The sequence below is a fragment of the Microbacterium sp. BR1 genome (assembly GCF_002812725.1).
Lineage (GTDB): Bacteria > Actinomycetota > Actinomycetes > Actinomycetales > Microbacteriaceae > Microbacterium.
In genome coordinates this window covers 1-25,718 of sequence record NZ_NMUN01000009.1, presented here as the reverse complement: position 1 = coordinate 25,718, position 25,718 = coordinate 1, and the positions used below count along the sequence as shown (strand labels likewise).

Genomic DNA, 25,718 nt, shown 5'->3' with positions numbered 1-25,718 from the left:
ACGACGATGCACGCAGGCACTTTCTGTGAATCACGCTGCGTGATACGCAGACTCGGCGTACGCTCGGAGCGTGCGGGGTGGGTTGCAGAGGTGGAAGCGCGGCGTTCGGTCACAGGGCGTCCGGCAGGCGATGGCGTACGCGTTCCAGGGTGTGTGCGATTCGCACTTGCTCACTGCGGCCGGGGTTGACGCGCTCGCCGCATACAGCGAGTCCAGTGCGCAGGGGATGACTCGGCTCGTTGTCGCGGACGGCATCATCACTCGCGACACGCTCACGGCCGAGCAACTTCGGCAGTGGGTGGATGGTCGAGACCCGAAATCGGGGGAGCAGCGCGGTCGGGATCTTTCTGGACCGACCGCGGATCTGATCCTGGATGGCACGATCAACGCGCCGAAGTCGTACAGCATCGCTGCGCTCATACATCCGGAGTTGGCGACCGAGTTTGAGGCGCTTCAGGACCGTCTCCGTGACCGGATCATTGGAGCCTGGCAGCAGGAGCTGAACGCGCGCCGAGGTGCGGGTGGCAGGTTCCGTGAGGCTCTTCATCGGGTTGAGGTGGTGGAGTTGCAGCATCGCCGGTCGCGGGCGCTGGATCCGCACATTCATCGGCACCTGTGGCTGAACGTGAAGGTGCAGGGCCAGGACGGCAAATGGTCGAATGTGGACTCGCGGGTCGCGATGAAGTTCCACACTGTTGTCAATGCCGAGGGTGAACTCGCAGCGCGAACGGACCCTGCGTGGATTGCCGCGCTCGCCCGCCACGGCTATACCGTCGACGCGAACGGGGAGATCGCTGAGTTGGCGCGGGCGGTACGGCCGTTGTCGCGCCGATCGAATCAGATCGAGGCAAACCGAGCGGTGCTAGTCACGCAGTGGCGCGCTGAGCATCCAGGGCAGGAGCCCTCGCATGATGTGCAGCAACAAATCGACCGGCTCGCGTGGGCGACCCGACGCCCGAACAAACCGACCCGGGTCGATGAGGATGAGTGGGAGCACCTCATTCGAGACGAGGTCGCCGCGATCGACCCGACCCTGCTCGAGCCTCGCGCGCCGGTAGTGAGCCCGGAGCGGCCTGCGGGTGTGGATCGTGAGGTGCTGGCAGCGAAGGCGGTGGTGGATGCGGATGCCCGGTCGGCTTCGAATGGTGGACGGTTCAGCACCTTTGACTTACGCGCAGGGGTGATTCGCGCTCTCGCAGGCGCGGGGCTGGTCGGTGACCGCGGCTCCTTCCAACCCTTGATCGATGATGTCGAGGCGTGTGCCCTCACGCTCACGGTCGATTTGCTCGCGGGGGAGGGTGCGCGGCCGGGGCACGTGAAGGGGTTCATGTCGGTCGCGACGGCGTCGCTCAAAGTGGATCTTGCCGCGCGCCTGGATGCTCTCGCCGTGCCCGGGAAACCGCTTGATGCAGACCTTGTCGAAGATGTCGCCCGCCAAGTTCTCACCGATTCTGTGGTGCTCGATACGGCGCAAGCGCAGGCGGCTGCATCGATTGCCGGCACGGATCGGCTGGTGAGTGTGACGGGGCCGGCGGGTGCGGGGAAGACAACGACGCTTCGTGTGGCGAGCGGGGCATTGGCGCGGCAGGGCCGGCGCATCGTGGTGGTCGCCCCGACGAAGAAGGCTGCGGCGGTAGCGTCGCGCGAGATCGGGGCGACAGCATCCAGCCTGCACGCCCTGCTCGCCGACCACGGCTGGCGATGGACCCACGACATAGCCGGCGCGCCGGTATGGTCCCGGTTGAGCGTCGGAGACATCGACCCGACGAGCGGAAACGTGTTCACCGGGCCGCGCCGCTACCCGCTGACGCCGGGCGATCGGGTGGTGGTCGATGAGGCCGGGATGGTCGATCTGCACACCGCGAACGCTCTGGCGGCGCTTGCGGCCGAGACGGGGGCCGGCGTCGCGATGGTTGGCGATCATCTGCAGGCGATGCCGGTCGGGCATTCGGGGGCGATGGCATGTCTGACCCGCCGTGCGACCGCGGTGGTGGAACTGACGGCGGTGCACCGTTTCCGTGACCCCGACTATGCGGCGCTGACGCTGCGGATGCGCGAACCTGCGTCGGAGGATGCCGCTCTCACCGTCGCAGCGGACCTTGATGACCGCGGGCTCATCCACCGCGTCGCCGACCATGCGGAAGCGCGCGAGGCAATGGTCGATGCCTACTTCCGGTGGATGGGTGCGGGGAAACGGGTGGCCTTGGTGACAAGTACGAACGACGAGGCCGATGCCATCAACAACGCCATCCAGCAGCAGCGGCTCGACCGCGGTGCGCTACACGTGGGCAGGGTTGCGGTGGGGCAGGGGGAGCAGCGGATCCTCGAAGGGGACATCGTCCAGACCCGCCGCAACGACACCACGACCGGAGTCGAGAACCGAGCGCTCTGGACCGTTCAGCTGATCGAACGCGGCGGGGTACGCCTTGGAAGCGTGCACGATGCGGGGGACGTGCGGGTGGTGTCGCACGATTACCTCGCCGAGCACGTGCACCTCGCGTACGCGTCGACGGTGCACGGCATCCAGGGTGAGACCACCGACGCGTCTATCGTGGGGCCGGGCGTCAATGCGTCGGGCCTCTATGTCGGAATGACCCGCGGCCGCGAGCACAACGTGGCCATCACGATCGCCCGCACCCCGGTCGCGGCACGCCAGGCGATTGCGGAGACGATGTTGCGCGGCACCGTGGAGGTCACGATCGAGGACGGTGCACGCGCCGCGCGGGTGGAGTTGGGGCGCGCGGCGCGAGAGCCAACCGGCGCGCCGGAGGGGATCGCGACCGATCGGATCCCTCCGCTGGATCATGCGAGTGCCCGACCGTGGGGGATGGCGCCTGATCTTGATCGTGTCGCGGAGGCGATCACCGCCACGCTGACCGCCAGGCAGAGTTCACAGGATGTTCTGGTTGCCTGGCTTGCCACCACGCGGCGCGCACTGCTGGAACGCGCAAGTGCCCTCGCGGCCGCTGAAAGCTCTCATCACGGGACTGGGCGCGGCCCCTCAGCGAACGACGGTTCCGACCCCGCCTGGGAGGCGGTCGCTGCGCTGATCAAGACGCGCACAGCGGAGAGCGACGTTCTGGAACACGAACGAGAGCATTTCCAAGCGCAACTCGATCAGGTCCACGTGGAACGTGGGCTCCGCGGCTCGATGAGTTCAGAGCACCGGGCCGCTGAAGATCGACTTCGACAGCATCCGCAGCTCGCGTCTTCGCCGCCAGCGATCCCGGGTCGCGGTCCGTCTCGGTGACGACGTCACGGTGCCCACAGCTCGAGGCGCTTCCAGCGCGGGTGGGCGCCCATCGTGTCGAGGGTGAAGCTGGGGATGCCCGGGAAGGTTCGCGCGAGATGAAGCACGCGTTCTGGCCATCCGGAGTCCCGGTCGATCGTGCGGAGTAGGTAGGCGGTGACAGCGAGGGCGTTGTAAACGCCGTATACCGCTTTCGCTCTGCTGTCGTCTCGAAGATGGTCCAGGAGCGGGACGTCTCCGACGGGTGGCCGGCTGGGGGCGACGACGAGCTTTCGGTTGAAGAGGCGAGCGTGGTGGGCGGCGACGTTCCGGACGTAGTTCAAGCTGGCGATCCAGCTCGCCATGACCCGCTTCGTCGGGGCCCCGTAGGAGTGTGCGATCGCGGTGGCGAGGGAGTTGTTCAGGCCGCTGTAGAGGCGGCTCAGGTGGCCGAGCTCGAGGATCTCGGTGAGGGCCCAGATCGGCATCTGGCCGTCGTACTTGTCGCGGAAGTGCGCGACGAACGCTTCATCGGATGCGTCCCGGCGGGCGTTGACCTTCGCGATCCATTGGAGGTGCTTGCTGGTCGGGAGTCCGGAGATCGGGTCGGTGTATTCAGTGGTGAACGGTGGCACGAATGTCGCCGAGTCCAGGTGTGCGAAGGGGGATTGTGCACCGAGGGTGTGGCCCAGTTGCATTCGCAGGGAGACTTCGACCCGTTCGATGCCGTCGAGCACGAGGATTCTGAGCGCCCGGTCGAAGTCGATGATCTTCGCTGCATGCGCCATTGTTGTGCCGTCGCGGTATCTGCTTAGTACGCGCACTCGAGTGCGACCTTCGTCGTCGTAGCGCTCCGAACGGCGGAACGGGTACAGGTATCCGGTGAGACGGTAGTACCCGACTGCGCGCAGCAGCTTGGCGGCGTCTGCCTCATCACCGATCTCGACGCCACGGCTGGCGAGTTTGTCGATTTGTGCCTCGATGGGCAACCACGGTTTGTCGTATGCAACCATCACGTCTCCCGCAAAAAGAAAATCAGCCCGAGCCGTGAGGCGAGCGGGCTGATCGTGATGTGTTTACGGTAGCACGCGAGCGCACGGCGAGCCCGGAGAAATGAAAGTTCCCCACACGGGACGGTGACGTTACCGGTGCGAGCGGGAGTACCATGACTCCCGCTCGCACCTTTTCGAGGGTTTAGCGCGCGAATGCTGCACCGGTGGCCGCCGGTGCGGTTGTCGGCCCCGTAGCTTCGGCTGCGGGGCCGCTAATTCTTGGGCTGCGGGCGATGGTGACGCCGCCGTACTTCAGGGAGGCGCCCACGTTGTCCGCGACGATGTCGCGGGTTTCGCGGGTTTGTCCGGTGGTGGTGTCGGTATAGGTGCCGAACCGGAGGTCGCCAGCGACGAGCACGGCGTCGCCCTTGTGCAGCGAGTCGGCGACGTGCCGGGCTTGCTGGTTGAACACCACGACGCGGTGAAACACCGAGCCGGCGTCTTCCCACCGGCCGGTGGTGTCGTTGAGGCGGCGGTCGTTGACGGCGACGCTGAACCTCGCGTACTCGTTTCCGTTGTCGCTGGTGCCATGTTCGGGGTCGCCGGTGAGGTTGCCCTCGATGGTGACCGGGATCCTGGTTGTCATCTTGTCTTCCTTTCGGTCGGTGACACGGGCTGTGTCAGTGGGCGTGGGCCTCGTTGGTCCACTGTTCCCATTCCTGCTCGTCGGTCACGTTCGACCATGAGCGGGGTGTGAGGGGGCGGTGCCCGGTGTTGCAGCCGCCGCTGTATGCGCGGGTGAGGCGGGGGAGAGCGACGGTGAGCCGTTCGTGCCAGCCGATTGGCCCGTTCCCTGTGTCGGTGGGATCAAATGCTGCGGCGTGCGCGGTGCGGAGCGCCGTGAGCTCCTCGACGAGCGCTCCGTGCTGCCACCAGCAGGTCGGAACGGTGCTGATGGGCACGTTGTAGCGGATAGTGAACCATTCCACCCAGTCGCGGAGGTCTGCCCAGGCCATTGCGGCGGCGGACCCGGAGAGGGTGCGCCAGTTGATTACCGTCGCTCCCAATGGGGCGGAGGACCCGCCGCGGTTCGCCTTGCCGGTGACACGGGCGGCGTCAGCGGCGAGCAGCGCGACGGGGTCTACGGGTTCGGGGTGGCTGTTCATGAGGTCTCCGGGGCGAGTTTGGTGCGCAGCCGCTCGATTGCGGCGAGGGATGCGGTCCGCCTGTCTCGGTGCTTCGCGAGGACGGTGTCGCGCTCCAGTAGGCGGTGCAGCAGTTCGTGGCAGTACGGGTGCAGTGCGGCAAGGTCACCGTGTTCTTCGTGCGCCCGCCACCTGCCCGCCTCCAGGGTGACGCCGCTGTAGTCCAGGTGGTGCAGTTCGACTTCGTCACGCGTGGCTGGTTCCCCGCATCCCGCGCAGAAGAGTGCCCCTGCCCTTCGGGTCTCAGTGGTGAACCAGCTATCCCGGCGGGCGAACCATGCGGGGGAGCGGAGGAACCCGTACCGATAAAGGTTCTTCACGTCCCCGCGGCGTTGATTGTTCACGGCGCCCCCTCCTCAGCCGTGCGTGCGACCGGCGGGCGGGTGGGGGTGATGTAGGTGTCGGTGAATACGGATTGTTGTTCTTGCTCGGTGGCGGTCTTGCCGGCGGTGATGGTGCGGGCGTCGCGGCGTTCGTCCCATCCGGAGAGGTCGAGCAGTACGCCGCGGCGATTGCGGTAGGCGAGCAGTCCGGTGGTTTGGGGCATCCGCCGGATTTCGTCGACGGACATCAGCGGGCGGCGTTCGTGTTGCTCGCTGGTTTGGTGGCCGACGCGCTCGGTGGACCAGGACCGTTGGGTGCGGCGGGTGTCTCTCGCACCGAGGAGGGTCTCGATGTCGCGGAGGTGGTCGACGTGGCTGGCACCGCCGAGGAGTACTTTCGCGGTCGCGGCAGCCCAGATGGTGTCGGCTTCGGCTTTGGACCAGGCGGTTTCGGCTTGGGAGAGGGCTTGCAGGACGACGAAGGTGCAGATTCCCCGTCCGCCGCCGTCGGCCATAGTGCGGGGCAGGTTGCCCCAGCGGAACATATTCGCGATCTCGTCGAGGATGAGTCCGAGGGGGAGGTGTAGCCGTGAGCCGGGTGAGGAGAGGGCGCGGGTGCGGGCGGTTTCGACGATGTCGTCGAGCATCGCGCCGAGGAACCCGCCCATCGCGGCGGACCCGGAGGACGATCCGATCAGGTAGAGGGTGTTGGGGGCGGTGAGGAATTCGTTCGGGTCGAATGTCGGGTCGCCGGGGCGGGGGATGAGGGTGTCGCGGATTTGGGGGACGGCGAGGGGTGCGACGGCTCCTTGGACTCCGAACCAGATGCCGGAGACGAGTTTCTCGTCGCCGCTGATTGTGGCCTCGAGGGAGTCGCCCCATCCGGGGGTGCCGTCGGCGCGGAGGACGTCGACGGCGCGGCGGGCGAGGGTGGGGCTGGATCCCCATTCGTAGATGTCAGCCATGGTGAACCCGCCGACAGCGGCGGCGTGCAGCAACCGGCCAAGGACCACACCGGACGCGTGCGCCCACTCCGCGTTCGTGGTGGAAGAGCCCAGAGCGGTGCCGGTGATGATCGCCGTGCCGCGTTGCATCGCAACGAGCGGGTCTTCGCATCCGGCGATGGGGGAGATGCGTAACGGGTGACGGATGCCGGAGAGGCCTTGCGGGTCGAACACGTGCACGTTACCCCGGGTCTGCCGCATCCGCATTGTCGCGGTGAGGTTGTCGTTCGTCGTTGACGTGGTGATTAGTGGTCCGGTCCAGTCGAGGATCGCGGAGATCAGCACCCGGTATCCCTTCCCTGACCGGGGTGGTCCTTCGAGGGCGACGGAGTCTTCGATGGAGACATACACGTCCATCCCGCGGGATCTGCCGACCCGCCACCCGACGTCCGCGGGCGTCGGGCGGGTGAGGTCGGGGCGGAGTTGCCCCGCCCGCCGCAGGACGGCCCTGGCGGAGAGGTGGTCTTTGATTTCGGATGCGGGGGCGAATCCGGGGCGTTGGCGGAGGTCGGTGAGGAAGTACCGGTCGGAGTGCCGGTACCGCCGCCACGCCCCCAACCCCACCGCCGCTGCCGCGACGATCAGAACAACGACCGCGGCATCCGCGGCGCGGATCTGCCAGACCGGGAGCGCACATCCGTCAATCAGCATATACGCGTTGTGGTCGCCGGTGAGTGCGAGCCAGAGCCCGGAGAACGGGCTGGTCGGTGTGGGGCGTGTACCGCAGATCCAGGTGGTGAGCGTTTCGGTGAGGAACGAGAACGCGAGGGACAGCAGGATGCTGCAGGCGATCCCCACCGCGATGATCCGGCCGAGGAGTCCCTCATTCATACCGCTCACCACTGTGCTGTTCGAGGCCGTCAGCGATGGCGGCGGCGGCGGCGAGCCACGCGTGCCGGGTGCGGGGGTGGAGGGTGTCGAAGCGCAGTGGCCCGGATTTCAGGGCCCGGTCGTAAGGGATGGTGTGAACGGCCCGCACGTGACCTTCGAACCCTGCAGCGATTCGTGCCACATCCCGGCCCGCGGCCTCCGCTTGGGTGACGATCACCACGGCGTTGTCGGCGAGGTAGGCGGAGTGCTCGTCGCGGGTGCGGAGTGCGTCGAGGAGGAGCGCGGCGGATTCGGCGGATTCGGGGGCGGCGAGGGTGGGGATCACCAGTTGCCCGCTGGAGTCGATCATCCGCAGCCATCTGTCTGCCGATTCGTCGTTCCCGGAGTCGAACACCACAAGCCGGTAGTAGCGGGCGGCGACCCGCATCAGCAGATCGAACTGGTCGGCGTGGATGCGCTGGTCGGTGGCAAGAAGCTCGGGGTTGCTACGCAACACGTCGTACCGGTCCACACCTTGGTGATGCACGAACCGGGCGATGTCCGACACCCCAGCATCCGGGGCGAGAAGTTTCAATGCGGCGGGGAGGAGGTCGCGGACGGTGGTGTCGTAGAGCCCGGTGTCGGTGCGCCAGCCCAGGGTTCCGCGGGTGTCGTTGTTGTCCCACGCGAGCACATTCCCGCCGCCCCACCGGGCGTAGGCGGCGGCGAGCATCGCGGTGGTCATCGTCTTCCCCACCCCGCCTTTCCCGTTCGCGACCGCGATGCTCCGGCATCCCGCCCAATGCCGCGACACCGACCGCGCCCACCCCGCATGCTGCATCTGCCGCACTGACAGGGGTACCGGGAGTCCGAGTCGTGCCATGACGGCCCGCCACCCCGTGCCGGTCTCGGGGGTCTCGGTGCTGACGGCGATGAACGATGGCCGCGATGCCGTTGTCGGAGGATCTTCCTCCTCGGTTGGCGCGCTAGGTCCGGCCGGCGGAGCCTCCTCGTTCACCGCCCCGTGGTGCTGCACCGAGACGGCATCGAATAGCGGCGCCCCCGCCCGTCGCGCGTCCTCGGTGCGGATGTCGGCCCGGGTGTCGTCAGCCTTGTCGGTGAGCCCCGCGTTGGTTCCGGGATGCGTGGGGAGGGCGGTGGTGATACCGGCTGGGATGGCGGTGATGGAGCCGGTGGTGTCGATGAGGAGGTGATGGGTGCCGCGGTCGCCGGAGGTGACGAGCTCCAGCGGGGTGCCGGCGGTACGGGCGTCGGTGGCGGCGCGGCGGACGACGGCGTGACGGATGTCTTCGGCGCCGTCCGTCATGACGGGTTCGGTGTGCCCGTCGGGCGCGACGTAGGTCGCGGTGGGTCCGGTCACGGTCGCGTACGCGCGCGGCGGATGCAGAACACTCATTGCTGTCCTCCTTCAGAAGCCGCCGCAGTGGGGCGGTCGGGAACTTCGGTACTTCCGACATCCGGAGCGGGCGCCAACCACCCGTCCACGGCTTCGGAGTCACTCGTCATGAACGGCGCATCGGTGGGCCAGAACGCGTCGAGGTCGGTGTCGGTCAGGGCGGGCAGTGGGGTGTCGCGGTCGTTGGCGGTGACGGCGTCGTCGGTGTCGAACAGGGCCTGCTCCCAGGGGGTGGAGGTGGCGAAGCAGTCCACCAGGTACGAGTACTGGCCGACGTACGCGAGGAACTCGCCTTTCCGCAGCTGCCTGGCCATCGCGACGTGCGGGGCGGGAAGGTTGAGGCGTTCTTGGAGGGCTGATTGTTCTTGATGGTTGACGCGGAAGATGAACTTGTTCTCGATGTCACCCACGATCGAGTACGCCAGGGACCGTTCGAGGGAGTCAGCGTCGCCGACCGCGTCGAGGTCGCCCATCTTGTGGAGGATGACGATGTTGCTGATCCCGTAATGCCGGGACAGCTTCAACCACTGCTGAAACATCTGCAGACTCGCCAGCGACGTCATGTCCCGCCATCCCTCTTCCCGCACCACGTATCGGGTGCGGCGTGCGGCACGGTCGCTGATCACGGCCTGGATCCACGCGGTCGAGCACACTTGCGTCAGTTGCGCGGCGAGCTCCCCGCGGGCGAAGAGTTCGCTGGTGTCGGTGACGACCATGGGCGCGTCCTGATCGAACTCCACGGTCGATTCGTCTTCGAACAGTCCGGCGAGGTCGCCTTCGACGAACCGGCGGAGCACGAAGCGGGGTTGCACGGCGCCTTCGGCGGCGCGGAACGCGGTCGCGGTTTCTCCGGCGAGGTATCCGAGTTCCATATATATCCCGCGGAGGGTGGGGTGATCGCTGGTGCGCGCGACGCACCGGTCGAGGGCGTCGTGGATCGCGGCGTGCTCGACCGCGGTGAGACGCTGCTTGCCGAGCGCCATTTCGACCAGGGCGATGAGGGTGCCGATGCGGCGCTGCTTCACCATCTGCTCGTGCTGCTCATCGGACGCATCCGATCGTCGCGGGCCCCGGTCGAGCGGGTTCAGACGTGCACTCGTGCCGTTGCCGAGGCGGATGACCCGTCCGCCGGGCATCGCCTCAGCCACCGCGACCCATTCCCCTTTGGGGTCGGACGGCACGACCACCTGGTGACCGAATGCGATGGAACGGGTGACGAGGGTTTTCACGGTCGCCGATTTCCCGGACCGGTACGCACCGAGGACAAGGATGTTGGTGGAGAACGACCCACGGTCGGATTGATCGATGTACGCCTCCCACGGGGAGAAGTGCCATAACGCGTCCGCGTTCAGATCGACGCCGACGATCGGGCCCCGGTGACCAAGGCCCGCGTCGGCCACGAACGGGTAGATCCCAGCGATGTGCTGCGACGTCGCCTCATGCGGCGGGACGTGCAGACCCGCCAGATTCCAGTACCCGCCGGCGGCGAGACCGGGCCCGAACGGTCCCGGCACCGCCGGCTCCGGCAGGGCACGCTCTCGTCGGCTGGAGCGTGTGGGTTGTTCGGCGCGGAGCGCGGCGGCGATTTCGCGGCTCAGCTGGGCGCGGACTTTCCGGGACGCATCGCCCGGGGTGAAGGTGAGGATGCGGCGGGTCATTTCATCCCCAACCCCAGTGGGAGCGCATTGACGAGCAGCGCTTCGGCTTGTTGGCAGTAGAGGATCTGGGGTTCCATGCCGGCGCGGGAGAGTGCGTTGCGCATCCCCGCGACGGCGTGGTCGAGGCGCTCCTCGGTTCGCTCAGAGACCGTGAGGTAGGCGCCGTACCGGAACTTGCCATGCCCGTTCACGATCTCCTGTTCCTGCTTCTCCAGTGCGTCCCAGTCCGCTGCGTCCGCCGCCGACCCGTCGGCGCTGCGTTTTGCGCGGAGCCGTTCGTTGCCCCGCCACACCTTCTTCTCATCCCGGATCCGTTTCAGCGCTTTGGAGACAGGGACGGGCGTGAGGACGAGGGAAAGGATGTGCGTGACGGCATCCCCGCTGCCGGGGTGGCGGGCGAACACGATCGGCGCGACGAACCCGACCGCCGCATCGGACCGCGGCCACTCGTGAATCCACATCGTCGTGTGCACGGCCGAGTCCGTGTAGACGATCCCGTTCCGCCCTTTCGGTTCCTCCAAATACATCGGCCCGATCGCCACCGGATCCACCCCCGCCTGTGCGTCGGTGCGGTTCTGCACCGCGGGGGCGAACTCCGGGTCCACCGTCACCCGCGCGAGCGCCGCAATATCCCTCGGGGCGAGCCACGCGCGAACCTTGATGCGCGCGGTCTCGAGAGCATCGGCGAGATTTCCCGCCTCGAGGGCGGCGAGGGCTTGGATCGCGAGCTTCCCGCCGCCGAGGGATCGCAGCTGCGCGCCGAGAACGATCAGGTCCAGAGTGAAGGTCAGGTAGTTGCGGTGCGAAACCGCGAACCGCTCTGACTGGTCCATCACGTCCCGGTAGTTCTGCGCCACGGGGGATCCGGCGTCTACTCCGCGGCGGATCTGGACGGTGTCGAAGTGGTCGCGAGCAGCACGAATCGTCGTCGGGATCGTCCGCTCCTGCAGGGTCACCCGCTTGATCCCCGGGCGCTGCGTGAAAGAGGCCAACACGGTCGACCACTGCTGGGCGAGGTCGTACCGGTCCGGGGTGTCCTGCATCAGGAATCCCTGCACCTCGAGTTCCGCGGTGACGGATACGGTGCGGTGCTGCGGGTCGTAGACGCACCCGATGCCCTCGAACTCCCACAGCTGCACCGACGCCCGCGCTCCCGGCAGGTTCAACGTCCCCGCCACGCGCGGTGCCTCCGGGCGGAACGTGTCCTTCGTCCCACCCATGAGATGCCGGACCTGTTTCATCACCCACAGACCCCCCATCCGTGGGTTCAAATCCCACCGTCACCGCCAGCTCTGGCCCGGAATTCTGCGGAAATCCGGGCCAGAAGGCGGTTAAGGACTTGAACCGGTCACCACGTCGTCACCACATCCACTCCCTCGCCACCCACCCGCACCCGCTTGCCGATTCCGCACACGGAAGGCATCGGTGCCGCCTGGAGGAGGCGGGACGGCCGGGCGCACATGTTGGGTATGGATACTCAACAGGCTCACCCCGTCCAGCTGGAGCCGTTACTGTCCGTCCGGGAACTGTCGGACTATCTCGGCGTCCCCATCGCGACGATCTACGACTGGAGAGTGGACGGGAAGGGCCCGCCCGGGATCCGCGTCGGTCGGCGCGTCATGTTCTTCGTTGCCGACATCGACGAATGGATCCGATCCCGACGAGAGACGGGCGGTGAGCCCTGATGTCGAGTACCCGAACCCCCATTGGAACATTCGGAACGATCAGCTTCCGGACTGGCGCGAACGGCATAGTCAGAGCCAGGACTCGATACCGCGATGAGGACGGCGCGCTTCGGCAGGTCCAGGCCAGCGGGCGGAGTCGAAAGGCTGCCGAGCAGAGGCTCAAGGTTCTGCTCACGGAACGCAGCCGCCCGGCAGTCGCAGGAGAGTTGACGCCGGACACACCCTTCGCCGATCTCGCTGAGCTCTGGCTGGACGACCTCGATCTGGAGGGACGGATCGCGGTGAAGACGCGCGACCTCTATGAGTGGAACATGCGCAAGCTGGTGCTGCCGGCGTTCGGGCAGTTGCGGCTGAAGGAAGTGACCGTCAGTCGCGTCGATCGGTTCCTGAAGACGTGCGCGAAGACCAGCTACAGCCGCGCGAAGCAGGCCAAGAACGTGCTGAGCCTGGCATTGGGCTTGGCCGTGCGGTACGACGCGATCCCCCGGAATCCTGTCAGCGGCGCGGCGCGATTGCGCAAGCCGGTATCAGAGATCCTCGCCCTCACAGTCCCGCAGATCCAGGCGATCAGATCAGCGGTGAGTCGCTGGCGCACCGCTGAGGGTCTTCCGGGGCCGCGTCCTGATGGCCAGCTCGGAATCATCATCGAGGTGATGCTGGGGACTTCCGCCCGCATCGGCGAGGTGCTTGCGATCCGCCGCTGCGACGTGGATGTTACGGTGGTGCCGGCGACGGTGAAGATCACCGGCACGATCGTCTGCCCGAAGGGCCGACCCGCGTTCCGGCAGGATCATCCCAAGACGGCGAAGTCTCGACGTACAGTCGCGGTTCCCAGCTACACCGCGGCCGGGATACGGCAGCGACTGGCAGCGGTACCGGCCGACGGTGACACGCTGCTGTTCTGCAGCCGAAACGGCACTCCGCTGATCCCGAACAATATCCGTCGGCGGCTCCGGACGATCCTTGAGGCGGCCGGTATACACGGGGTGACACCGCATGCGTTCCGGCGTACGGTCGCGACGGTCCTGGATCGGGCGAGCGGGCTCGAGTTGGCGGCCGAGATGCTCGGCCACACCTCCACGGACATCACGCGGGCGCACTACGTCGAGCCTGACGACCACGTGGATCCGGTCACGGCAGACATCCTCGAGTCGCTCGGGCCGTCCTCGGGAGCGGAGGATGACTCGCGATGAGCACGAAGAACCAGATGATCGATCGCGAGAAGGTTGACGATGCGCTGCAGCGCATCGCGCTGGCCGCATTCATCTACTACCCCGAAGTGCGTCTCGACGAACCGGCCTACCAGGTCGACCAAGATGTCGAATGGTGCATGTACCCCCTCACTGACCTCTCTACTGATGCGCGAGCAACGCTCCGCGAGCTGATCCCCCTAGCGATCGTCGACCCGTCTGCGCACCGCCAGGAAGCGTTCGCCGCCCTGATCGCTCTCTCTGAGCCGCGCACGCACCGCTGACACGCCCTCGTCGTGTCTGACCTGCCCCACCTAAAGGGGTGAGGCCGGACATGACGAGGAGCAGGTATGACGGAGAGGTCTGGGGCAACCAGTGACGATCAGGATCGTCGCAGTCGACGTGTCTCCCCAGAGGAGCGCAAGGCACGGGACACCGCGGCGAGGAAGGCGTGGAACGAGGCCCACCCCGACTACTACCGTGACTATCGCGAGAGAAATCGGGAGAGCATCCGCGCGAAGGGCCGCGAACGCGAACGCGAGCGGCGTGTGCGAATGAAGGCCGAAGCCGAGCAACGACGTCAGAAGATGGCGGCGGAGGCCGAACGTCGACGTCGCGACGTCGAACGCGCACGCGAATGGGCGCAACGCAACCCCGATAAGAAGCGGGAACAACGGCGACTCTACGTCGAGAATAATCGGGAGCGCGTCCGCGCCCTGCAGCTGGCCTACTACTACCGCAATCGGGAGCAGATTCTGCAGAACGCCCGCGAGCGCAGGCTGGCCGATCCGGACAAGCGGCGACAACAGCAGCGGCGATGGCAGCAAGCCAATCCGGAGAAGGTCAGAGAGAACCAGCGGCGCTACCGCTCGAACCCGGAGACCGCCGAGAAGGCGCGTGCGTACAACCGGGAGTGGAAGCGCCGGGAGCGACGCCGCCAGCAAGCCGGGCTCCCCCCGCGTCGGCTGCATCCGGCCTCTGAGGAGGAACGGGCGGCGAATCTCGCCGCCGCGACCGAGTTCTTCACGCGCCGCCGTCTCGTCTCCGAACGGCGGCGGCTGATGCAGCACTTCGAAAGGACGCCCCGGCCGCTTCTCGAGGAGTGGATGCGGAAATCCGCTCTCGCCCGGCGCCGCCAGATCGTCCCCGACTACCTCGTCGAGCACGGCGAGCGACTGCGAGACGAGGTGACCCTGGACTCCCGCGCTCGGCAGGCGCGCGGCGCGGACCCGTACGACCTCGAGACCGAGGTGCGCCGGCGCGCCATCGCCGCCGTGCGGCGGGCACGTGCAGACCCGCAGGGGCGGCTGCGCGAGGACGCGTCAGCCCCCACGCACGGCACGGATGCGTACATCGACTCCTCGGCCGCACGCGTCAGGGTGCCGGTGAGGATCAGACCTTAGGACCCGGCGGCTGTGCGAGGAGCCGGGGCCGTCTGCCCATGGCATGGCCAGGCGCGCACACCGTGTCCAGGTGACGGTCTCGATGCGGGTGATGAGCGCGGGGCAGGGCTACCGCTACCTGCTGCGGACCGTCGCCGCCGGCGACGGCGACCGCGACGTCACCGAACCGCTGACCCGGTACTACCAGGAGAAGGGCACCCCGCCCGGTCAGTGGGCCGGCTCCGGAGTTGCTGGCCTCCCGTCCGCGACGACCCGCGTCGGCGACGAGGTGACCGAGGAACAGCTCAAGCGCTTCCTCGGGGCGGGGCAGGACCCGAACAGCGGCGCGCAGCTGGGACGGCCGTACCGTTCCTTCGCCGGCATGCGAGACCGGGTGCGGGCGCGTGGCAGGAAACTGCCCGCAACACTGTCGGAGGAGGACCGCGCGGCCGCGCTGGTCGCGATCGAGAATGAGGAGAACGCCCGGCAGACCCGCCGCGCCGTCGCCGGATTCGACTTCACGGCCTCCGTTCCCAAGAGCGTGAGCACGCTGTGGGCGGTTGCCGACGCGGGCACCCAGGCGCTGATCGCGCAGGCGCACCATGACGCGGTCGGCGACGTCCTTCGCCTCGTCGAGGCGCGCGTCGCGATGACCCGGGTCGGAGCGCGCGGCCCGCGCGGAGCGGTGGCGCAGGTCGAGGTGCGGGGGGTGATCGCCGTCGCGTTCGATCACTACGACTCGCGCTCCTCCGACCCGCAGCTGCACACCCATGTCGTCATCGGGAACCGCGCGCAGGCCGCCCACGACGGGAAGTGGCGCAGCCTGGACGGCAGGCCCCTGCACGCGTCGGTCGTGGCACTGTCGGAGACCTACAACGCGCTCCTCGCCGACAAGCTCACGGCCATCCTCGGGGTGGGATGGGAATCGCGAGACCGCGGCCGAGATCGCAATCCGGGGTGGGAGATCAGCGGGATCCCGGAGGATCTCATGCGAGATTTCAGCACCCGCAGCCTCGACATCGACGAGCGGCACGAGCAGCTCCGTGCGGAGTTCGTGGAGGCGCACGGCCGGCAGCCGGGCCGTGTGCAGATCATCAAGCTGCGGCAGCAGGCCACCCTGGAGACCCGCCCCCTGAAGAACTCGCACTCCCTGCAGGAACTCACCGCGAGATGGCGGGAACGCGCGACAAAGACGCTGGGTACCGACGCCACCGGGTGGGCACGGCAGCTGATCGCCGCCCAAGAAGCGACGAGACTCCTGCATCGCGACGACCTATCGTCGGCGGACCTGGATGCCGCCGGTATCGAGGTGCTCGCCGGCGTCGGCGATCGTCGCTCGACGTGGCGACGCTGGAACCTCTGGGCGGAGGCGGCTCGGGTGACTCTCCCGTTGCGCTTCGCCACCGCCCAAGACCGCACCGCGATCCTGGACGAGATCGTGGACCGTGCCGAAAGCCGTTCCCTGCGGCTGACACCCCCAGAGCTCGCATCCAGCCCCACCCCGTTCCGACGCCCGGACGGCGGCAGCGTCTTCCGGGAGAAGGCCGGCACGATCTACTCCTCCACGGCGCTGCTGGCCGCCGAGGACACACTGCGCGAATGGGCCAGCGAGATGACCGGCCCCGCTCTCCCCGCGGATGTCATCCAACGATCCGCGCAGGCCCGAGCCTCAGCGCCGCTCTCCCGGGAGCAGCATGGGGCGATCGCTGCGATCGCGGCGTCCGGCCGGGTCCTCGATGTGCTGGTCGGCCCGGCCGGCACCGGGAAGACGACCACCCTCGGCGGGCTCCGGCGCGCGTGGGAAGCGCATCAGGGCGAGGGCACGGTCGCCGGCGTCGCACCGTCCTCCGTCGCTGCGGACGTGCTCGCTGAAGACCTCGGAATCCCCACGGACAACACGGCGAAATGGCTGCACGAGCACCGGCAGACGCCTGCGCGGATCGCCGAACGAGACCGTCTCCTCGAGTGGGTCGGCGCACTCAGCGCGCGACCGTGGATGGCCCGGAGCTGGCGTGGTCGCATCGCGACGATGTCCCCGGTCCTTGCGGACACGCTGGAGGAACGGACCCGGTGGGACTCGCCCAACCTCGCCCCCCGGCTCACCGCGGCCGCCAGACGCAGAATAAGGGTGCTTGATGACGGGATCCAGGCGTGGACCCTGCGACAGGGCGACCTGATGATCGTCGATGAGGCATCGCTTGTAGGCACCATGGCTCTGGAGGCGATCACCCGGCACGCCCGCGAGGTGGGTGCGAAGGTGCTGCTGGCAGGGGACTGGGCGCAGCTCTCGGCGATCGAGTCCGGCGGCGCGTTCGGGATGCTCGTCCGTGACCGCGCCGCGCCACCGGAACTGACGACCGTGCACCGGTTCGCACACGTCTGGGAGAAGGATGCCTCCCTCGGTTTGCGGATGGGGGACGTGGAGGTCCTGCCCACCTACGCGGCGCACGACCGGATCCACGGGGGCGACCTCGAGGACATGCTGGAGGCCGCGTATCGCGCCTGGCACGCCGACCGGGTCGCCGGCGTCACAACAGCCCTCATCGCCGAGACCGGCGACACCGTCTCCGCACTCAACGAGCGCGCCCGCGCTGACCGGATCCTCGCGGACGAGGTCTCCGCCGACGGCGTCACCCTCGCCGGCGGAAGCCAAGCCGGCCGTGGGGACGAGATCCTCACCCGCCGAAACGACCGCCGACTGCGCACCGGCAGATCCGGGTGGGTCAAGAACGGCGACCGATGGGTCGTGATGCGGCACCGCCGCGACGGCTCCCTCACCGTTCGGCGCGTAGGACGCTCTCATGGCGGTATCGTCACGCTGCCCAGCGACTATGTCGCCGAACACGTTGAGCTGGCCTACGCGATCACCGGGCACCGCGCACAGGGCATCACCCTGGACACCGGGCACTGCGTGGTGCACTCCAGCGCAATGACCCGAGAGACCTTCTATGTTTCCATGAGTCGGGGCCGCCAGCGCAACACCTGCTACGTCGCAACCGACCAGCCCCACCTGGAGGAACACCAGAAGCAGCCGGAAGAGATGACCGCGCTCGATGTGCTGGCAAGCGTCGTTCGCCACGTGGGCGCGGAGCGCTCCGCGCACGAGACGATCATCGACGAACAGGAAGCCGCCGGGTCCATCGCCCAGATCGCCAGCGAATACGAGACGATCGCACAGCGCGCACAACACGACCGGTGGATCGAACTCCTGCACCGGTGCAGCATCCCGGCCCCGGCGATCGCGCAGATGATCGACTCAGAATCATTCGGCGTGCTCACCTCGATCCTGTGGCGCGCCGAGGCCGCCGGCCAGGACATCGACGTGTTGCTCGCCGCAGCCATCAGGAGTCGGCCGCTGACCGGCTCCGAGGACGCCGGGGCGGTGCTGACATCTCGGCTCCGAGACGCCCTGCAGGAATCGGGCAACCCACGGGCGCGTGGACGGGGGTGGATCGTCGGAATGGTTCCCCAGGCAGTTGCCGGGGCGGACGCGGAGATGCGCCTCGCACTGCAAGAGCGAGAGTCGCTGATGCGGCGGCGTGGCCGCGCGCTGGTCGACCGGGCGCTCCGCAACCAGGAACGATGGATCCACGAATTGGGCTCCCCGCCCTACGACGTCCACTCGCGCCGCGCGTGGTTCACGCTGGCGGGGACGGTCGCTGCCTATCGAGACCGATACGGGATCGACGCACCAGACGCAATCGACAGTGGCGGGAGCGGGGACTGGACGCGGCTGTCCGACCGCGACCACGCCCGCGACGCCCGCGACCGGGCGCAACTCCTGGCCCGCGGATCCTCATCCACACCGGAGCCGGCCGCACCCGCGACCCGCGAGTCACCCGGCAGCGTCTGGTCGTGACCGACCTACACGCCTGCCGCTCCGGCAGGCGTCGGAGCAGGGGGAGTATCCTGGTCGCAGTGCGAGCAACCTGGACGCTTTGGTCCGGGTCTGGACTTACGGTCCGCGATGATGAAAGCCCCGCGTGGGCGTGGCGCACCGAACGCAACCGTGAGGTTGTCCGGGAGTCCCCATGTTCGTCATCGTTCTGGCCGCGACGGCGGTCGCCGTGAGAATCGTCACCGCGGTCCACCGTTTCACACCGAGCAACCTTGTGATCCGACGCGTCCTCACCCGCACGGGCTACCGCTGGGCGTTGCCGGTCGGCGCGGCCGGAGTCCTCGCCTACGGTGCGATCGCGCTACTGGCAGGGACGCTTGCCGCACAGGGCGGACCGAGCGTGTGGCATCTCGTGCTGCTCGTGGCGCTGTACAACGCGGCGAGATTCGCCGTGCTGGTCCCGGTCGCCACCGCTCGCCTCCTCGCGGCCCGCTGGCGAGAGTGCCGCGTCTCCCGGACGGGCGGCGCCGAGTCGACTGGTGAACTCGGCCCGACGACGGAACGCACCGCGAGCCCGCTGTCCGCTGCATAGACTCGCGTGGCGGGGCTAATCCCCGGAGTTGCCGGCGACGTGGCTGCGTTGGGCGATGTCGTCCCGCACGTGGGCGCGGAAGCTCTCCGTCCGGTTCGCGATGACCTCGTCGATGATCTCCGGCAGGGGCGCTTCACCCGGCCAGCTGGTCTGCCGGGTGCGGCGGTGCCGGTCGAGCTTGCACCCCGCGGTGGTCGTCCATTCCCGCAGGCGGTCCCGCGCCTCGGCATACTGCCGATGCCATGTCAGCGGGCCGTCCGCGTTGTGCTGCGGGTCGTAGTTCGTCAGCCATGCCCGCTGCAGCGCGGACAGTTCCCAGAGGAGCTCGGGGTGAAGATGCCAGCACGGCGGGATGATCCCGGCGGGGAGGCCGTATTCGTGCCGAAGCCAGTCCACCCAGCTGTCGAGGTCCTCCCATGCCTCCGCTGCCTCCTCGCCGGTGAGAGTCAGCCAGTTCACGGGACGGAACGCGGACCCCAGCAGGTCGCTGAGATCGGCATCCAGGTCGTCGAACCCGTCCAGCGGTGGTTGCCCCTTCGGCGGCCCCGCGCTCATCCGCGCGTCACCGGGTCCACCGCTCGCACGGGGCCTTCCTGCGCGTCCGAGATCGCCGGGTCGCGGGTGGCAGCAGGACGGTGCAGGATGCGGATGTGCCGGTTCTGTCCGTTGGGTCCGATGCTGGCGGCGATGAACTGGGAGCGCCCGGTCTCCTCGTCGGTGCGCAGCCTTCCCTCCGCGGTGAATCGGTCGCCTTTCCGGAGGTGTTCGTATCCGGTCTCGGCCGCGTGGCCGAACAGCACCATGTCCCCGTACTCGTACTCGCGTTCGCCAGTCGGGCCGGCGCCGAGCCGCTCCTGCCCGAATCGGAAGTACAGCCGCGCCCGCTCCAGAGTGTGCGAGAGCACCGGGTCGGAGACGACGAATCCGCTGATTCCGGTCGATGTGCGCAGAGACATGATTCTCACGGTCCTTCCATCGGGTGCACAGAGGAGGTGTGCGAGCCGAATCGCGGGTCCGCCGCCTCCGGGGACCCGATGGCGGCCTCGGTGGCGGCGCGATCGTGGTGGAGTTGCTTCGCGTCCGGTCGGGACATCCAGGGGCGCAGTGTGGCGACGATTGCGGGGACGGTGCGCAGCAGCACGACCCCGACCCCGGTTGGCAGGGTGCGCAGCACGCTGGGTGGCAGAATCCTGACCCGCCGGGTGGACCAGCTCACCGATCGTCCGCCGTGCCGGTCGCTGCTGACCGAATCCGTCGTCTCGTCGTGTTCTCCGATCAGCGCGGACACGTCCTCGAGGTCTCGCGGTGAGGAGGCCCCGCCGAGCAGGATCTTCACGATCGCGGCGTCCCAGATCGCCGCGGCCTGGTGCTCACCCCATTTGCTGCGCGCCTGGGCGAGGGACTGCAGCACCGGCATCGTGGTGATGCCGGTGCCGCCGCCGTCCGCCATCAACGTCGGCAGTGACGGCAGCGGTGCGAGGTTTCCGATCTCATCCAGGGCCAGCAGCAGCGGCGGGTCCAGCCGCGCGCCCGGGGATGCGGCGGCCCGTTTCCGGGCGACCTCGACGAGGTCCTCGATGAACGCCGCGACCAGCGGCGCGGCCGTTCCGGCGCTCGCGCCGGCCGCGAGGATGTACAGCGTGCCCCGCTCGTCGAGGAACCGGGCGGGGTCGAATTCGTCGCCGGCGCTGGGTGTGACCGTGTTCAGTACCCGGGGGTCGGCCAGGGCGGCGAACGCGAGCGCTACTCCCTGCCAGATGGAGTCGCGGGTGCGGGGATCGGACTGCAGCATCGAGTCCAGGCCATCCGCCCATCCCTGGGCGGCGGACGGGTGGGCCTGCAGGATGCGCACCGCGTCCTGGGCGGCGGCGGGGCTGAGCGCCCACGATTGCAGGTGCGACGCATCGCGGCCGTCGAGTGCGGCGGCGTGCAGCAGGCTCTGGATCGCAACTCTCGCCTTGCCCTCCCAGAAGTCGCCGTTCTCGACCCCGCCGAACCCGGTGGACGCGGCGAGCCCGCGTGCCCGGGTCATCGCGGTGAGCGGGTCCTGGCAGCCCCGCACGGGGGACCAGCGCAGACCGGAGGGCAGTCCGGGCGCGATCTGCTGCGGGTCGAACACGGCGACCGGCCCCTGGTGTCGACGGGCACGGAGGGTGGTGGTGAGGTTGTCGGGCCGGGTGGAGGTCGTGATCACTGCGCCGGGCGCGTCCAGGATGGCGTTGACGACGATGTTGACCCCCTTCCCGGACCGGGGCGGTCCGAGCACGAGGATCGAGTCTTCGACGCTGGCCCACAGCGGCAGGCCGCGGGCGTATCCGATGAGGTATCCGACGTCCCGGGGGCGTGGGTGCGTGAGCGACGGGCGCAGCGTGCGGCTCCGTGTGCGCAGCGCCTGCGCCGATGCGGCACCGGTGATGTCGTGCCGTGTTGCTGTTCCGATCATGCGGCGGGGATCTGATCGGGAGGTTGAACGCAGTAGCCGCCACGCGAGGTAGCAGGCGCCGGTCGCCACTGCCACCATGACGGCGACGATGACCCAGTACAGGACAGGACTCAGCGCGGGCACTCCGACCGCGCCACCAGGATGCCAGGGGGTGCGGATGATCGCCGCGGACGCCTCTATCCCTGCCGGGGGGTTGGGGAGCTGTTGGATCCAGCAGCACACGATGACCGCGAGGCGCAGCATCCCCGCGCCAGCGACCACGACTGCCACGGCCCCCAACGCCACGTTGGTGAGGGTCTCCCCGCCGGGCGCACTCCCCCCTGAGACCATCAGATGCTCCCCGGGTCGCGGACGACCGTGCCGGAGATCGCACCGTACAGCAGACTGACCTCTCCGTAGTGGGCGCCCGCGCTGGCATGCCCGTCAGCGTCTGCGCGGGTCGCGGACACGAGGCGGAGCAGCTGCACTTCCTCGCCGGGCAGGAATCCGCCGCCGTGCAGGAGAGGATCTCCGGGCACGTCGGTGTCGAACGACGTATTGATGTCCCCTGTGGGCGGATGAAGGATGTCGGAGTGGCGTGTGCCGTCGGGTTCGATGATCACGACGGATGTCGGTGCGCCTTCGGCCGAGACCAGCTCCGATAGGCGAGCGGGCAGCTCCGCGCGAGTGATGTACCCGCCGGGCACGGTGATGTTGTTTCTGCGCAGTACCCCGAGATCCGCCCCGAGCATGAACACCTCGAGCTCCGTTGGGGCTGGCGGTGAGCTGGGAACCGGAACGTAGCTGCGGCGTCGGCGCTTCATGGAGACTCCTGAGTGTTCGATGATGTGAAGAGGTCGGTCTGCCTGTTAGGGGCCGGTCATCCTGTTCGAGGTGTTGAAGGCCCGCATCTCCTCGGGGTGGAGGTGATGTTCGATGACGCGGGCGTGCCCCTTTATCCGCCACAGCCCCTGGCCGACTCCGAGTGTGGGCAGCAGTTGCCGTTCGGTCCTGGTCAGTCCGAGGGCGAGCGTCGTGGGGCCTACTTGATCGGCTCCCTGCCGGTAGATGATCTGGGTCTCCGTATTGGCGAGCAGGCTGGCGGCGACGGCGCGCATAGCCGACCCGGCGTCGCCGACGGTGTCCAGATCGGAGAGCTTGTGGAACAGCAGGGCGTTGGCGATGCCGAAGTGCCGTGCCAGTCGCCACTGCGCGTCCATGCGGCGCAGCAGCGCCGGTTGCGACATCAGCCGCCACGCTTCGTCGTAGATGACCCACCGATGGCCGCCCGCTGGGTCGAGAAGCGCCGCTTCCATCCATGCGCTGGCGCAGGTCATCAGCACCGAAACCAGTGCGTCGCTGTTCGCCACGCGTGACAGGTCCAGGGAGAGCATTGGCAGCGCAGGATCGAAGGTCACGGTGGAGGGGCCGTCGAAGATGCCTTGCAAGTCCCCGGAGACTAGGCGGCGTAGCGCGTGACCGACCATGCGTCCGTCATCGGCGAGACGTGCGTCCTGCTCGGGGCCAGGCTCGAGGATGCGGTCGACGATCATGGGCAGGATCGGCGTCTCGGCCTGCGCGACCACTTGGTTGAGGGCGCGGTCGATGACAGTGTGTTCGATCGGGGTAAGGGGACGGGTGAGCATGGTCTCGGCGAGCGCTCCGACCAGGTCGAGGCGGCGCGCGCCGACCATCGCTTCCCATTCGGGCTCTGAGATCCCGGCGGGGCGTGGACCGGAGTCAAGCGGGTTCAGGCGGGTTCGCAGCCCGTGGCCGAGGATGATGGCCTTCCCGCCGACGGCTTCGGCGATCGCCGAGTGCTCGCCCTTCGGGTCCCCGGGGACGTACACCTTTCGCCCGAACGGGATGCTGCGGGTGTACAGGGACTTGATCAGGGCGGACTTGCCGGCCCCGACGATCCCGGCGATCACCAGGTTCGGTGCTGTGATGACTCCGGCGGCATAGAGCACCCACGGGTCGTACACGAACGCTCCGCCCGAGTACAGGTCCCGGCCGACGTACACCCCTGCCGTGGGCAGGTTGCCTTCGGCGAGAAAGGGGTAGACGCCCCGGACTCGCGCTGAGGTGTCCTGGTGGGCCGGTATCCGAAGCGGGCGCCACATCCGCAGCGACCGCGGTGCCGCTTGGCCGCCGCGCGGCGGGACGTCGTCCTGCAGGTCGGTGTCTGCGCGTTCCGCTCGGACACTGACGGGGGTGCGTGTGCTGGCGGGTGACTTCAATGTGTCGCCTTTCGTCGAGCGGAGTTGCTTGGTCGTGTCTTCGCTGTTCGCGCGGGGGTTGCTGGCTAGAGACCACGGCAGAAGGGCAGGGCGGCGGCAGTGAACGCCTGCGCCTGCTGTCCCGCAAGACGCCGCAGTTCGCAGGAGGACTGCAGCGCTGCTTGCTCGACCGCCGCGCAGGCGGCCTCGAGCTCTTCGCGGGAACCGCTGGAGACCGCGACCAGGCCGGTGTAGCGCAGGGCCCCATGCCCTTCGATGAGCTCCGCCTCCTGCTGCAGCGTGTCGGCGTACTCGGCAGTCGCGGCGGCGTCCTCGAGCTGTCCGATACGCGCGCGCTGCGCGGAGTCGGCCAAGTGACCGGTCTTGCGCTTGCGGATCTGCCGGGCAGCGACGTGCGCGGGGATCGGGTCGACCAGCAGAGTGAAGCTGCGCCGTACCCCGCTTGTCAGAATCAGCGGGCCGAGGAACCCGGGGTAGGTCTGGGCGCGAGGCCACTCGGAGATCCAGTACACCGCGTGATAGGCCGAGTCACTGCGGAAGTGGTCCCACTCCTCGTCGATCGCGAGCGGTCCGGCCGTGGCCAGGTCACGGCCTACAGGATGCTGATCCAGCACTACGGTCGCGGCGGGGTCGTACGCGGCCCGGATGATCTCGGCCACCTCGCCAGGGGTGCACCATCGCCCTGGCTGCAGGTCGGCGGCGCGCAGACCGGTGCTCAGCGCCGACATCTCCTGACGTAGCACCGTCGCTGCCCCCTTCAGTCCGCCGCCGGCGCCACGGACCGCCCGCGCGGCTGTGCGAAGGTCGATTGCCAGGGAGATCGTCGCGACGTGTCGTTCTCCGGTGGGGCCGGCGTCGGCCATCAGGTCGCGATACACGCCGGCGACCCAGGAGCCGTCGTCGACACCGTGCTCTGCCCACCACGCGGCAAGCCCTGACCCGGTGTCGGGCACCGTGCGCTCCAGGACCTGGAGGTGGGCGATCCTGGGGGATCGGCACAGGCCTGCGAGCACCCGTCCCCAGCCGCGGACCCGACGTTCCTGATCGGCAGGGTCCAGCAGCACGAAGCTCGGATACGAGATGGTCAGCGTCGCGGTCAGGGTCGACGCGTAAGGGTCGTGGATCATCGCGCACCCTGTTACCTGATCCTGAATGTGCCGGAGCCGTGCTCCGTCTCCGGGCAGCGACAGCTGGCCCAGTCGGCTCGGCCGGGTGATCTGTCGACGGAATCGGGTCTGACCGGCGGCGCGTCGAAGCGCCCAATGTGCGACGGTGGGCGCCCATTCGACGGCTGGGCGGCCCGCGATCGGCGCGTACGCCAGACCCAGCGCCAGTCCCCAGACCGGTGAGGTCCAGGCCACCCCGGCACCCCCGGCAACATACAGGGCAGCCAGCAAAACCACCCCGCCGGTCGCCAGCACCACCACCTGCCCGGCCGACAGCCCCAGGATCACGCTGCGCTTGCGCAACCGGGACATGCTCACGGGGGAGAGCACCGACGTCTGCTCGCTCACCGAAGCTCCTCCCGTGGCCTATACACCGCGCACGTCCGCGCGAGGTGGCGGCGGGACGGGAGCGGACGGACGATCGGCGGCATCCGCGTGCCCCGTCGCATCCGCTCCGACGTGGGCGCCGACGGAGCGGCCCGCATCTGCGGTCGCTCGCGCCACTCCGATCGCGGCCGCCGCGCCCGCCCCGATCGGACCCGCGGCTGCTCCCGCCCCGCCTGCG

The 25,718-nt window shown here is 68.5% G+C and carries 21 protein-coding genes and 1 pseudogene; 7 read left to right on the top strand and 15 right to left on the bottom strand.

Going from position 1 to position 25,718, the window contains the following annotated elements; all coding sequences use genetic code 11:
- The first annotated feature begins 130 nt into the window (after window positions 1–130).
- Window positions 131–3,250: an AAA family ATPase gene (locus tag CGU35_RS14305; RefSeq protein WP_100812214.1), complete on the top strand. Its 3,120-nt coding sequence runs from the start codon at window positions 131–133 to the stop codon at window positions 3,248–3,250.
- Window positions 3,251–3,255: 5 nt separating this feature from the next.
- On the opposite strand, the gene CGU35_RS14300 is transcribed toward CGU35_RS14305, so the two are convergent.
- The 8 genes from CGU35_RS14300 to CGU35_RS14265 form a co-directional block, all read right to left on the bottom strand.
- The gene (locus CGU35_RS14300; protein ID WP_100812213.1) at window positions 3,256–4,242 is read right to left on the bottom strand and encodes an Abi family protein; all 987 of its coding nucleotides are present in this window, start codon (window positions 4,240–4,242) and stop codon (window positions 3,256–3,258) included.
- A 181-nt stretch (window positions 4,243–4,423) separates the two neighbouring features.
- Window positions 4,424–4,867 (bottom strand): single-stranded DNA-binding protein, encoded by a 444-nt coding sequence (locus CGU35_RS14295; protein WP_100812212.1) that lies wholly within the window; start codon window positions 4,865–4,867, stop codon window positions 4,424–4,426.
- A gap of 34 nt (window positions 4,868–4,901) precedes the next feature.
- Window positions 4,902–5,387, bottom strand: a complete 486-nt coding sequence (locus CGU35_RS14290) for a hypothetical protein (RefSeq protein WP_100812211.1) — start codon at window positions 5,385–5,387, stop codon at window positions 4,902–4,904.
- Window positions 5,384–5,770, bottom strand: coding sequence for a hypothetical protein (locus CGU35_RS14285; protein WP_100812210.1), 387 nt, complete (start codon window positions 5,768–5,770; stop codon window positions 5,384–5,386). Before CGU35_RS14285 ends, CGU35_RS14290 begins: the two co-directional genes overlap by 4 nt.
- Complete coding sequence (locus tag CGU35_RS14280) at window positions 5,767–7,584, bottom strand: type IV secretory system conjugative DNA transfer family protein (RefSeq protein ID WP_100812209.1); 1,818 nt, start codon at window positions 7,582–7,584, stop codon at window positions 5,767–5,769. Before CGU35_RS14280 ends, CGU35_RS14285 begins: the two co-directional genes overlap by 4 nt.
- Window positions 7,577–8,980 carry a ParA family protein gene (locus CGU35_RS14275; protein ID WP_100812208.1) on the bottom strand — a complete coding sequence of 468 codons (1,404 nt, stop codon included), beginning with the start codon at window positions 8,978–8,980 and terminating at the stop codon, window positions 7,577–7,579. The genes CGU35_RS14280 and CGU35_RS14275 overlap by 8 nt, the downstream gene beginning before the upstream one ends.
- Entirely contained in the window at window positions 8,977–10,638 is a 1,662-nt protein-coding gene (locus tag CGU35_RS14270; RefSeq protein ID WP_100812207.1) for a hypothetical protein, read from the bottom strand. Before CGU35_RS14270 ends, CGU35_RS14275 begins: the two co-directional genes overlap by 4 nt.
- The gene (locus CGU35_RS14265) at window positions 10,635–11,879 is read right to left on the bottom strand and encodes an SCO6880 family protein (protein WP_100812206.1); all 1,245 of its coding nucleotides are present in this window, start codon (window positions 11,877–11,879) and stop codon (window positions 10,635–10,637) included. The genes CGU35_RS14270 and CGU35_RS14265 overlap by 4 nt, the downstream gene beginning before the upstream one ends.
- A gap of 228 nt (window positions 11,880–12,107) precedes the next feature.
- On the opposite strand from CGU35_RS14265, the gene CGU35_RS14260 reads away from it, so the two are divergent.
- The 6 genes from CGU35_RS14260 to CGU35_RS14235 all read left to right on the top strand — a co-directional run bounded on the left by CGU35_RS14260 (window position 12,108) and on the right by CGU35_RS14235 (window position 19,325).
- Complete coding sequence (locus CGU35_RS14260) at window positions 12,108–12,323, top strand: helix-turn-helix transcriptional regulator (RefSeq protein ID WP_100812410.1); 216 nt, start codon at window positions 12,108–12,110, stop codon at window positions 12,321–12,323.
- Window positions 12,324–12,529: 206 nt separating this feature from the next.
- Complete coding sequence (locus tag CGU35_RS14255) at window positions 12,530–13,516, top strand: tyrosine-type recombinase/integrase (protein WP_232711327.1); 987 nt, start codon at window positions 12,530–12,532, stop codon at window positions 13,514–13,516.
- Complete coding sequence (locus CGU35_RS14250) at window positions 13,513–13,797, top strand: hypothetical protein (protein ID WP_100812204.1); 285 nt, start codon at window positions 13,513–13,515, stop codon at window positions 13,795–13,797. The genes CGU35_RS14255 and CGU35_RS14250 overlap by 4 nt, the downstream gene beginning before the upstream one ends.
- Before the next feature lie 66 nt (window positions 13,798–13,863).
- Window positions 13,864–14,916, top strand: a complete 1,053-nt coding sequence (locus tag CGU35_RS14245; protein WP_100812203.1) for a hypothetical protein — start codon at window positions 13,864–13,866, stop codon at window positions 14,914–14,916.
- A gap of 70 nt (window positions 14,917–14,986) precedes the next feature.
- Window positions 14,987–18,754: a MobF family relaxase gene (gene mobF / locus CGU35_RS14240; protein ID WP_157813997.1), complete on the top strand. Its 3,768-nt coding sequence runs from the start codon at window positions 14,987–14,989 to the stop codon at window positions 18,752–18,754.
- 172 nt (window positions 18,755–18,926) lie between these two features.
- Complete coding sequence (locus tag CGU35_RS14235; RefSeq protein ID WP_100812202.1) at window positions 18,927–19,325, top strand: hypothetical protein; 399 nt, start codon at window positions 18,927–18,929, stop codon at window positions 19,323–19,325.
- A 15-nt stretch (window positions 19,326–19,340) separates the two neighbouring features.
- On the opposite strand, the gene CGU35_RS14230 is transcribed toward CGU35_RS14235, so the two are convergent.
- The 7 genes and pseudogenes from CGU35_RS14230 to CGU35_RS18635 all read right to left on the bottom strand — a co-directional run.
- Window positions 19,341–19,880, bottom strand: a complete 540-nt coding sequence (locus CGU35_RS14230) for a hypothetical protein (RefSeq protein WP_100812201.1) — start codon at window positions 19,878–19,880, stop codon at window positions 19,341–19,343.
- Window positions 19,877–20,281, bottom strand: coding sequence for a single-stranded DNA-binding protein (locus tag CGU35_RS14225; RefSeq protein ID WP_100812200.1), 405 nt, complete (start codon window positions 20,279–20,281; stop codon window positions 19,877–19,879). The genes CGU35_RS14230 and CGU35_RS14225 overlap by 4 nt, the downstream gene beginning before the upstream one ends.
- 5 nt (window positions 20,282–20,286) lie before the next feature.
- Window positions 20,287–22,098, bottom strand: a complete 1,812-nt coding sequence (locus CGU35_RS14220; RefSeq protein WP_100812199.1) for a type IV secretory system conjugative DNA transfer family protein — start codon at window positions 22,096–22,098, stop codon at window positions 20,287–20,289.
- Complete coding sequence (locus CGU35_RS14215) at window positions 22,098–22,571, bottom strand: hypothetical protein (RefSeq protein WP_146048051.1); 474 nt, start codon at window positions 22,569–22,571, stop codon at window positions 22,098–22,100. The genes CGU35_RS14220 and CGU35_RS14215 overlap by 1 nt, the downstream gene beginning before the upstream one ends.
- 45 nt (window positions 22,572–22,616) lie before the next feature.
- On the bottom strand, window positions 22,617–24,068 hold the full coding sequence (locus CGU35_RS14210) for an ATP-binding protein (protein ID WP_374935780.1): 1,452 nt from the start codon (window positions 24,066–24,068) through the stop codon (window positions 22,617–22,619).
- A complete protein-coding gene (locus CGU35_RS14205; RefSeq protein WP_100812408.1) occupies window positions 24,053–25,465 on the bottom strand; it encodes an SCO6880 family protein in 1,413 nt (470 codons plus the stop codon). The genes CGU35_RS14210 and CGU35_RS14205 overlap by 16 nt, the downstream gene beginning before the upstream one ends.
- 54 nt (window positions 25,466–25,519) lie before the next feature.
- A pseudogene (locus CGU35_RS18635) lies at window positions 25,520–25,718 on the bottom strand (conjugal transfer protein TrbL); the annotation flags it as partial.

Bases quoted from the DNA above. Each gene is read 5' to 3' on its own strand.
- CGU35_RS14305 (WP_100812214.1), top strand. From the start codon at position 131: ATGGCGTACGCGTTCCAGGGTGTGTGCGATTCGCACTTGCTCACTGCG.
- CGU35_RS14300 (WP_100812213.1), bottom strand. From the start codon at position 4,242: ATGGTTGCATACGACAAACCGTGGTTGCCCATCGAGGCACAAATCGAC.
- CGU35_RS14295 (WP_100812212.1), bottom strand. From the start codon at position 4,867: ATGACAACCAGGATCCCGGTCACCATCGAGGGCAACCTCACCGGCGAC.
- CGU35_RS14290 (WP_100812211.1), bottom strand. From the start codon at position 5,387: ATGAACAGCCACCCCGAACCCGTAGACCCCGTCGCGCTGCTCGCCGCT.
- CGU35_RS14280 (WP_100812209.1), bottom strand. From the start codon at position 7,584: ATGAATGAGGGACTCCTCGGCCGGATCATCGCGGTGGGGATCGCCTGC.
- CGU35_RS14275 (WP_100812208.1), bottom strand. From the start codon at position 8,980: ATGAGTGTTCTGCATCCGCCGCGCGCGTACGCGACCGTGACCGGACCC.
- CGU35_RS14270 (WP_100812207.1), bottom strand. From the start codon at position 10,638: ATGACCCGCCGCATCCTCACCTTCACCCCGGGCGATGCGTCCCGGAAA.
- CGU35_RS14265 (WP_100812206.1), bottom strand. From the start codon at position 11,879: ATGAAACAGGTCCGGCATCTCATGGGTGGGACGAAGGACACGTTCCGC.
- CGU35_RS14260 (WP_100812410.1), top strand. From the start codon at position 12,108: ATGGATACTCAACAGGCTCACCCCGTCCAGCTGGAGCCGTTACTGTCC.
- CGU35_RS14250 (WP_100812204.1), top strand. From the start codon at position 13,513: ATGAGCACGAAGAACCAGATGATCGATCGCGAGAAGGTTGACGATGCG.
- CGU35_RS14245 (WP_100812203.1), top strand. From the start codon at position 13,864: ATGACGGAGAGGTCTGGGGCAACCAGTGACGATCAGGATCGTCGCAGT.
- CGU35_RS14235 (WP_100812202.1), top strand. From the start codon at position 18,927: ATGTTCGTCATCGTTCTGGCCGCGACGGCGGTCGCCGTGAGAATCGTC.
- CGU35_RS14230 (WP_100812201.1), bottom strand. From the start codon at position 19,880: ATGAGCGCGGGGCCGCCGAAGGGGCAACCACCGCTGGACGGGTTCGAC.
- CGU35_RS14225 (WP_100812200.1), bottom strand. From the start codon at position 20,281: ATGTCTCTGCGCACATCGACCGGAATCAGCGGATTCGTCGTCTCCGAC.
- CGU35_RS14220 (WP_100812199.1), bottom strand. From the start codon at position 22,098: ATGGTCTCAGGGGGGAGTGCGCCCGGCGGGGAGACCCTCACCAACGTG.
- CGU35_RS14215 (WP_146048051.1), bottom strand. From the start codon at position 22,571: ATGAAGCGCCGACGCCGCAGCTACGTTCCGGTTCCCAGCTCACCGCCA.
- CGU35_RS14205 (WP_100812408.1), bottom strand. From the start codon at position 25,465: ATGTCCCGGTTGCGCAAGCGCAGCGTGATCCTGGGGCTGTCGGCCGGG.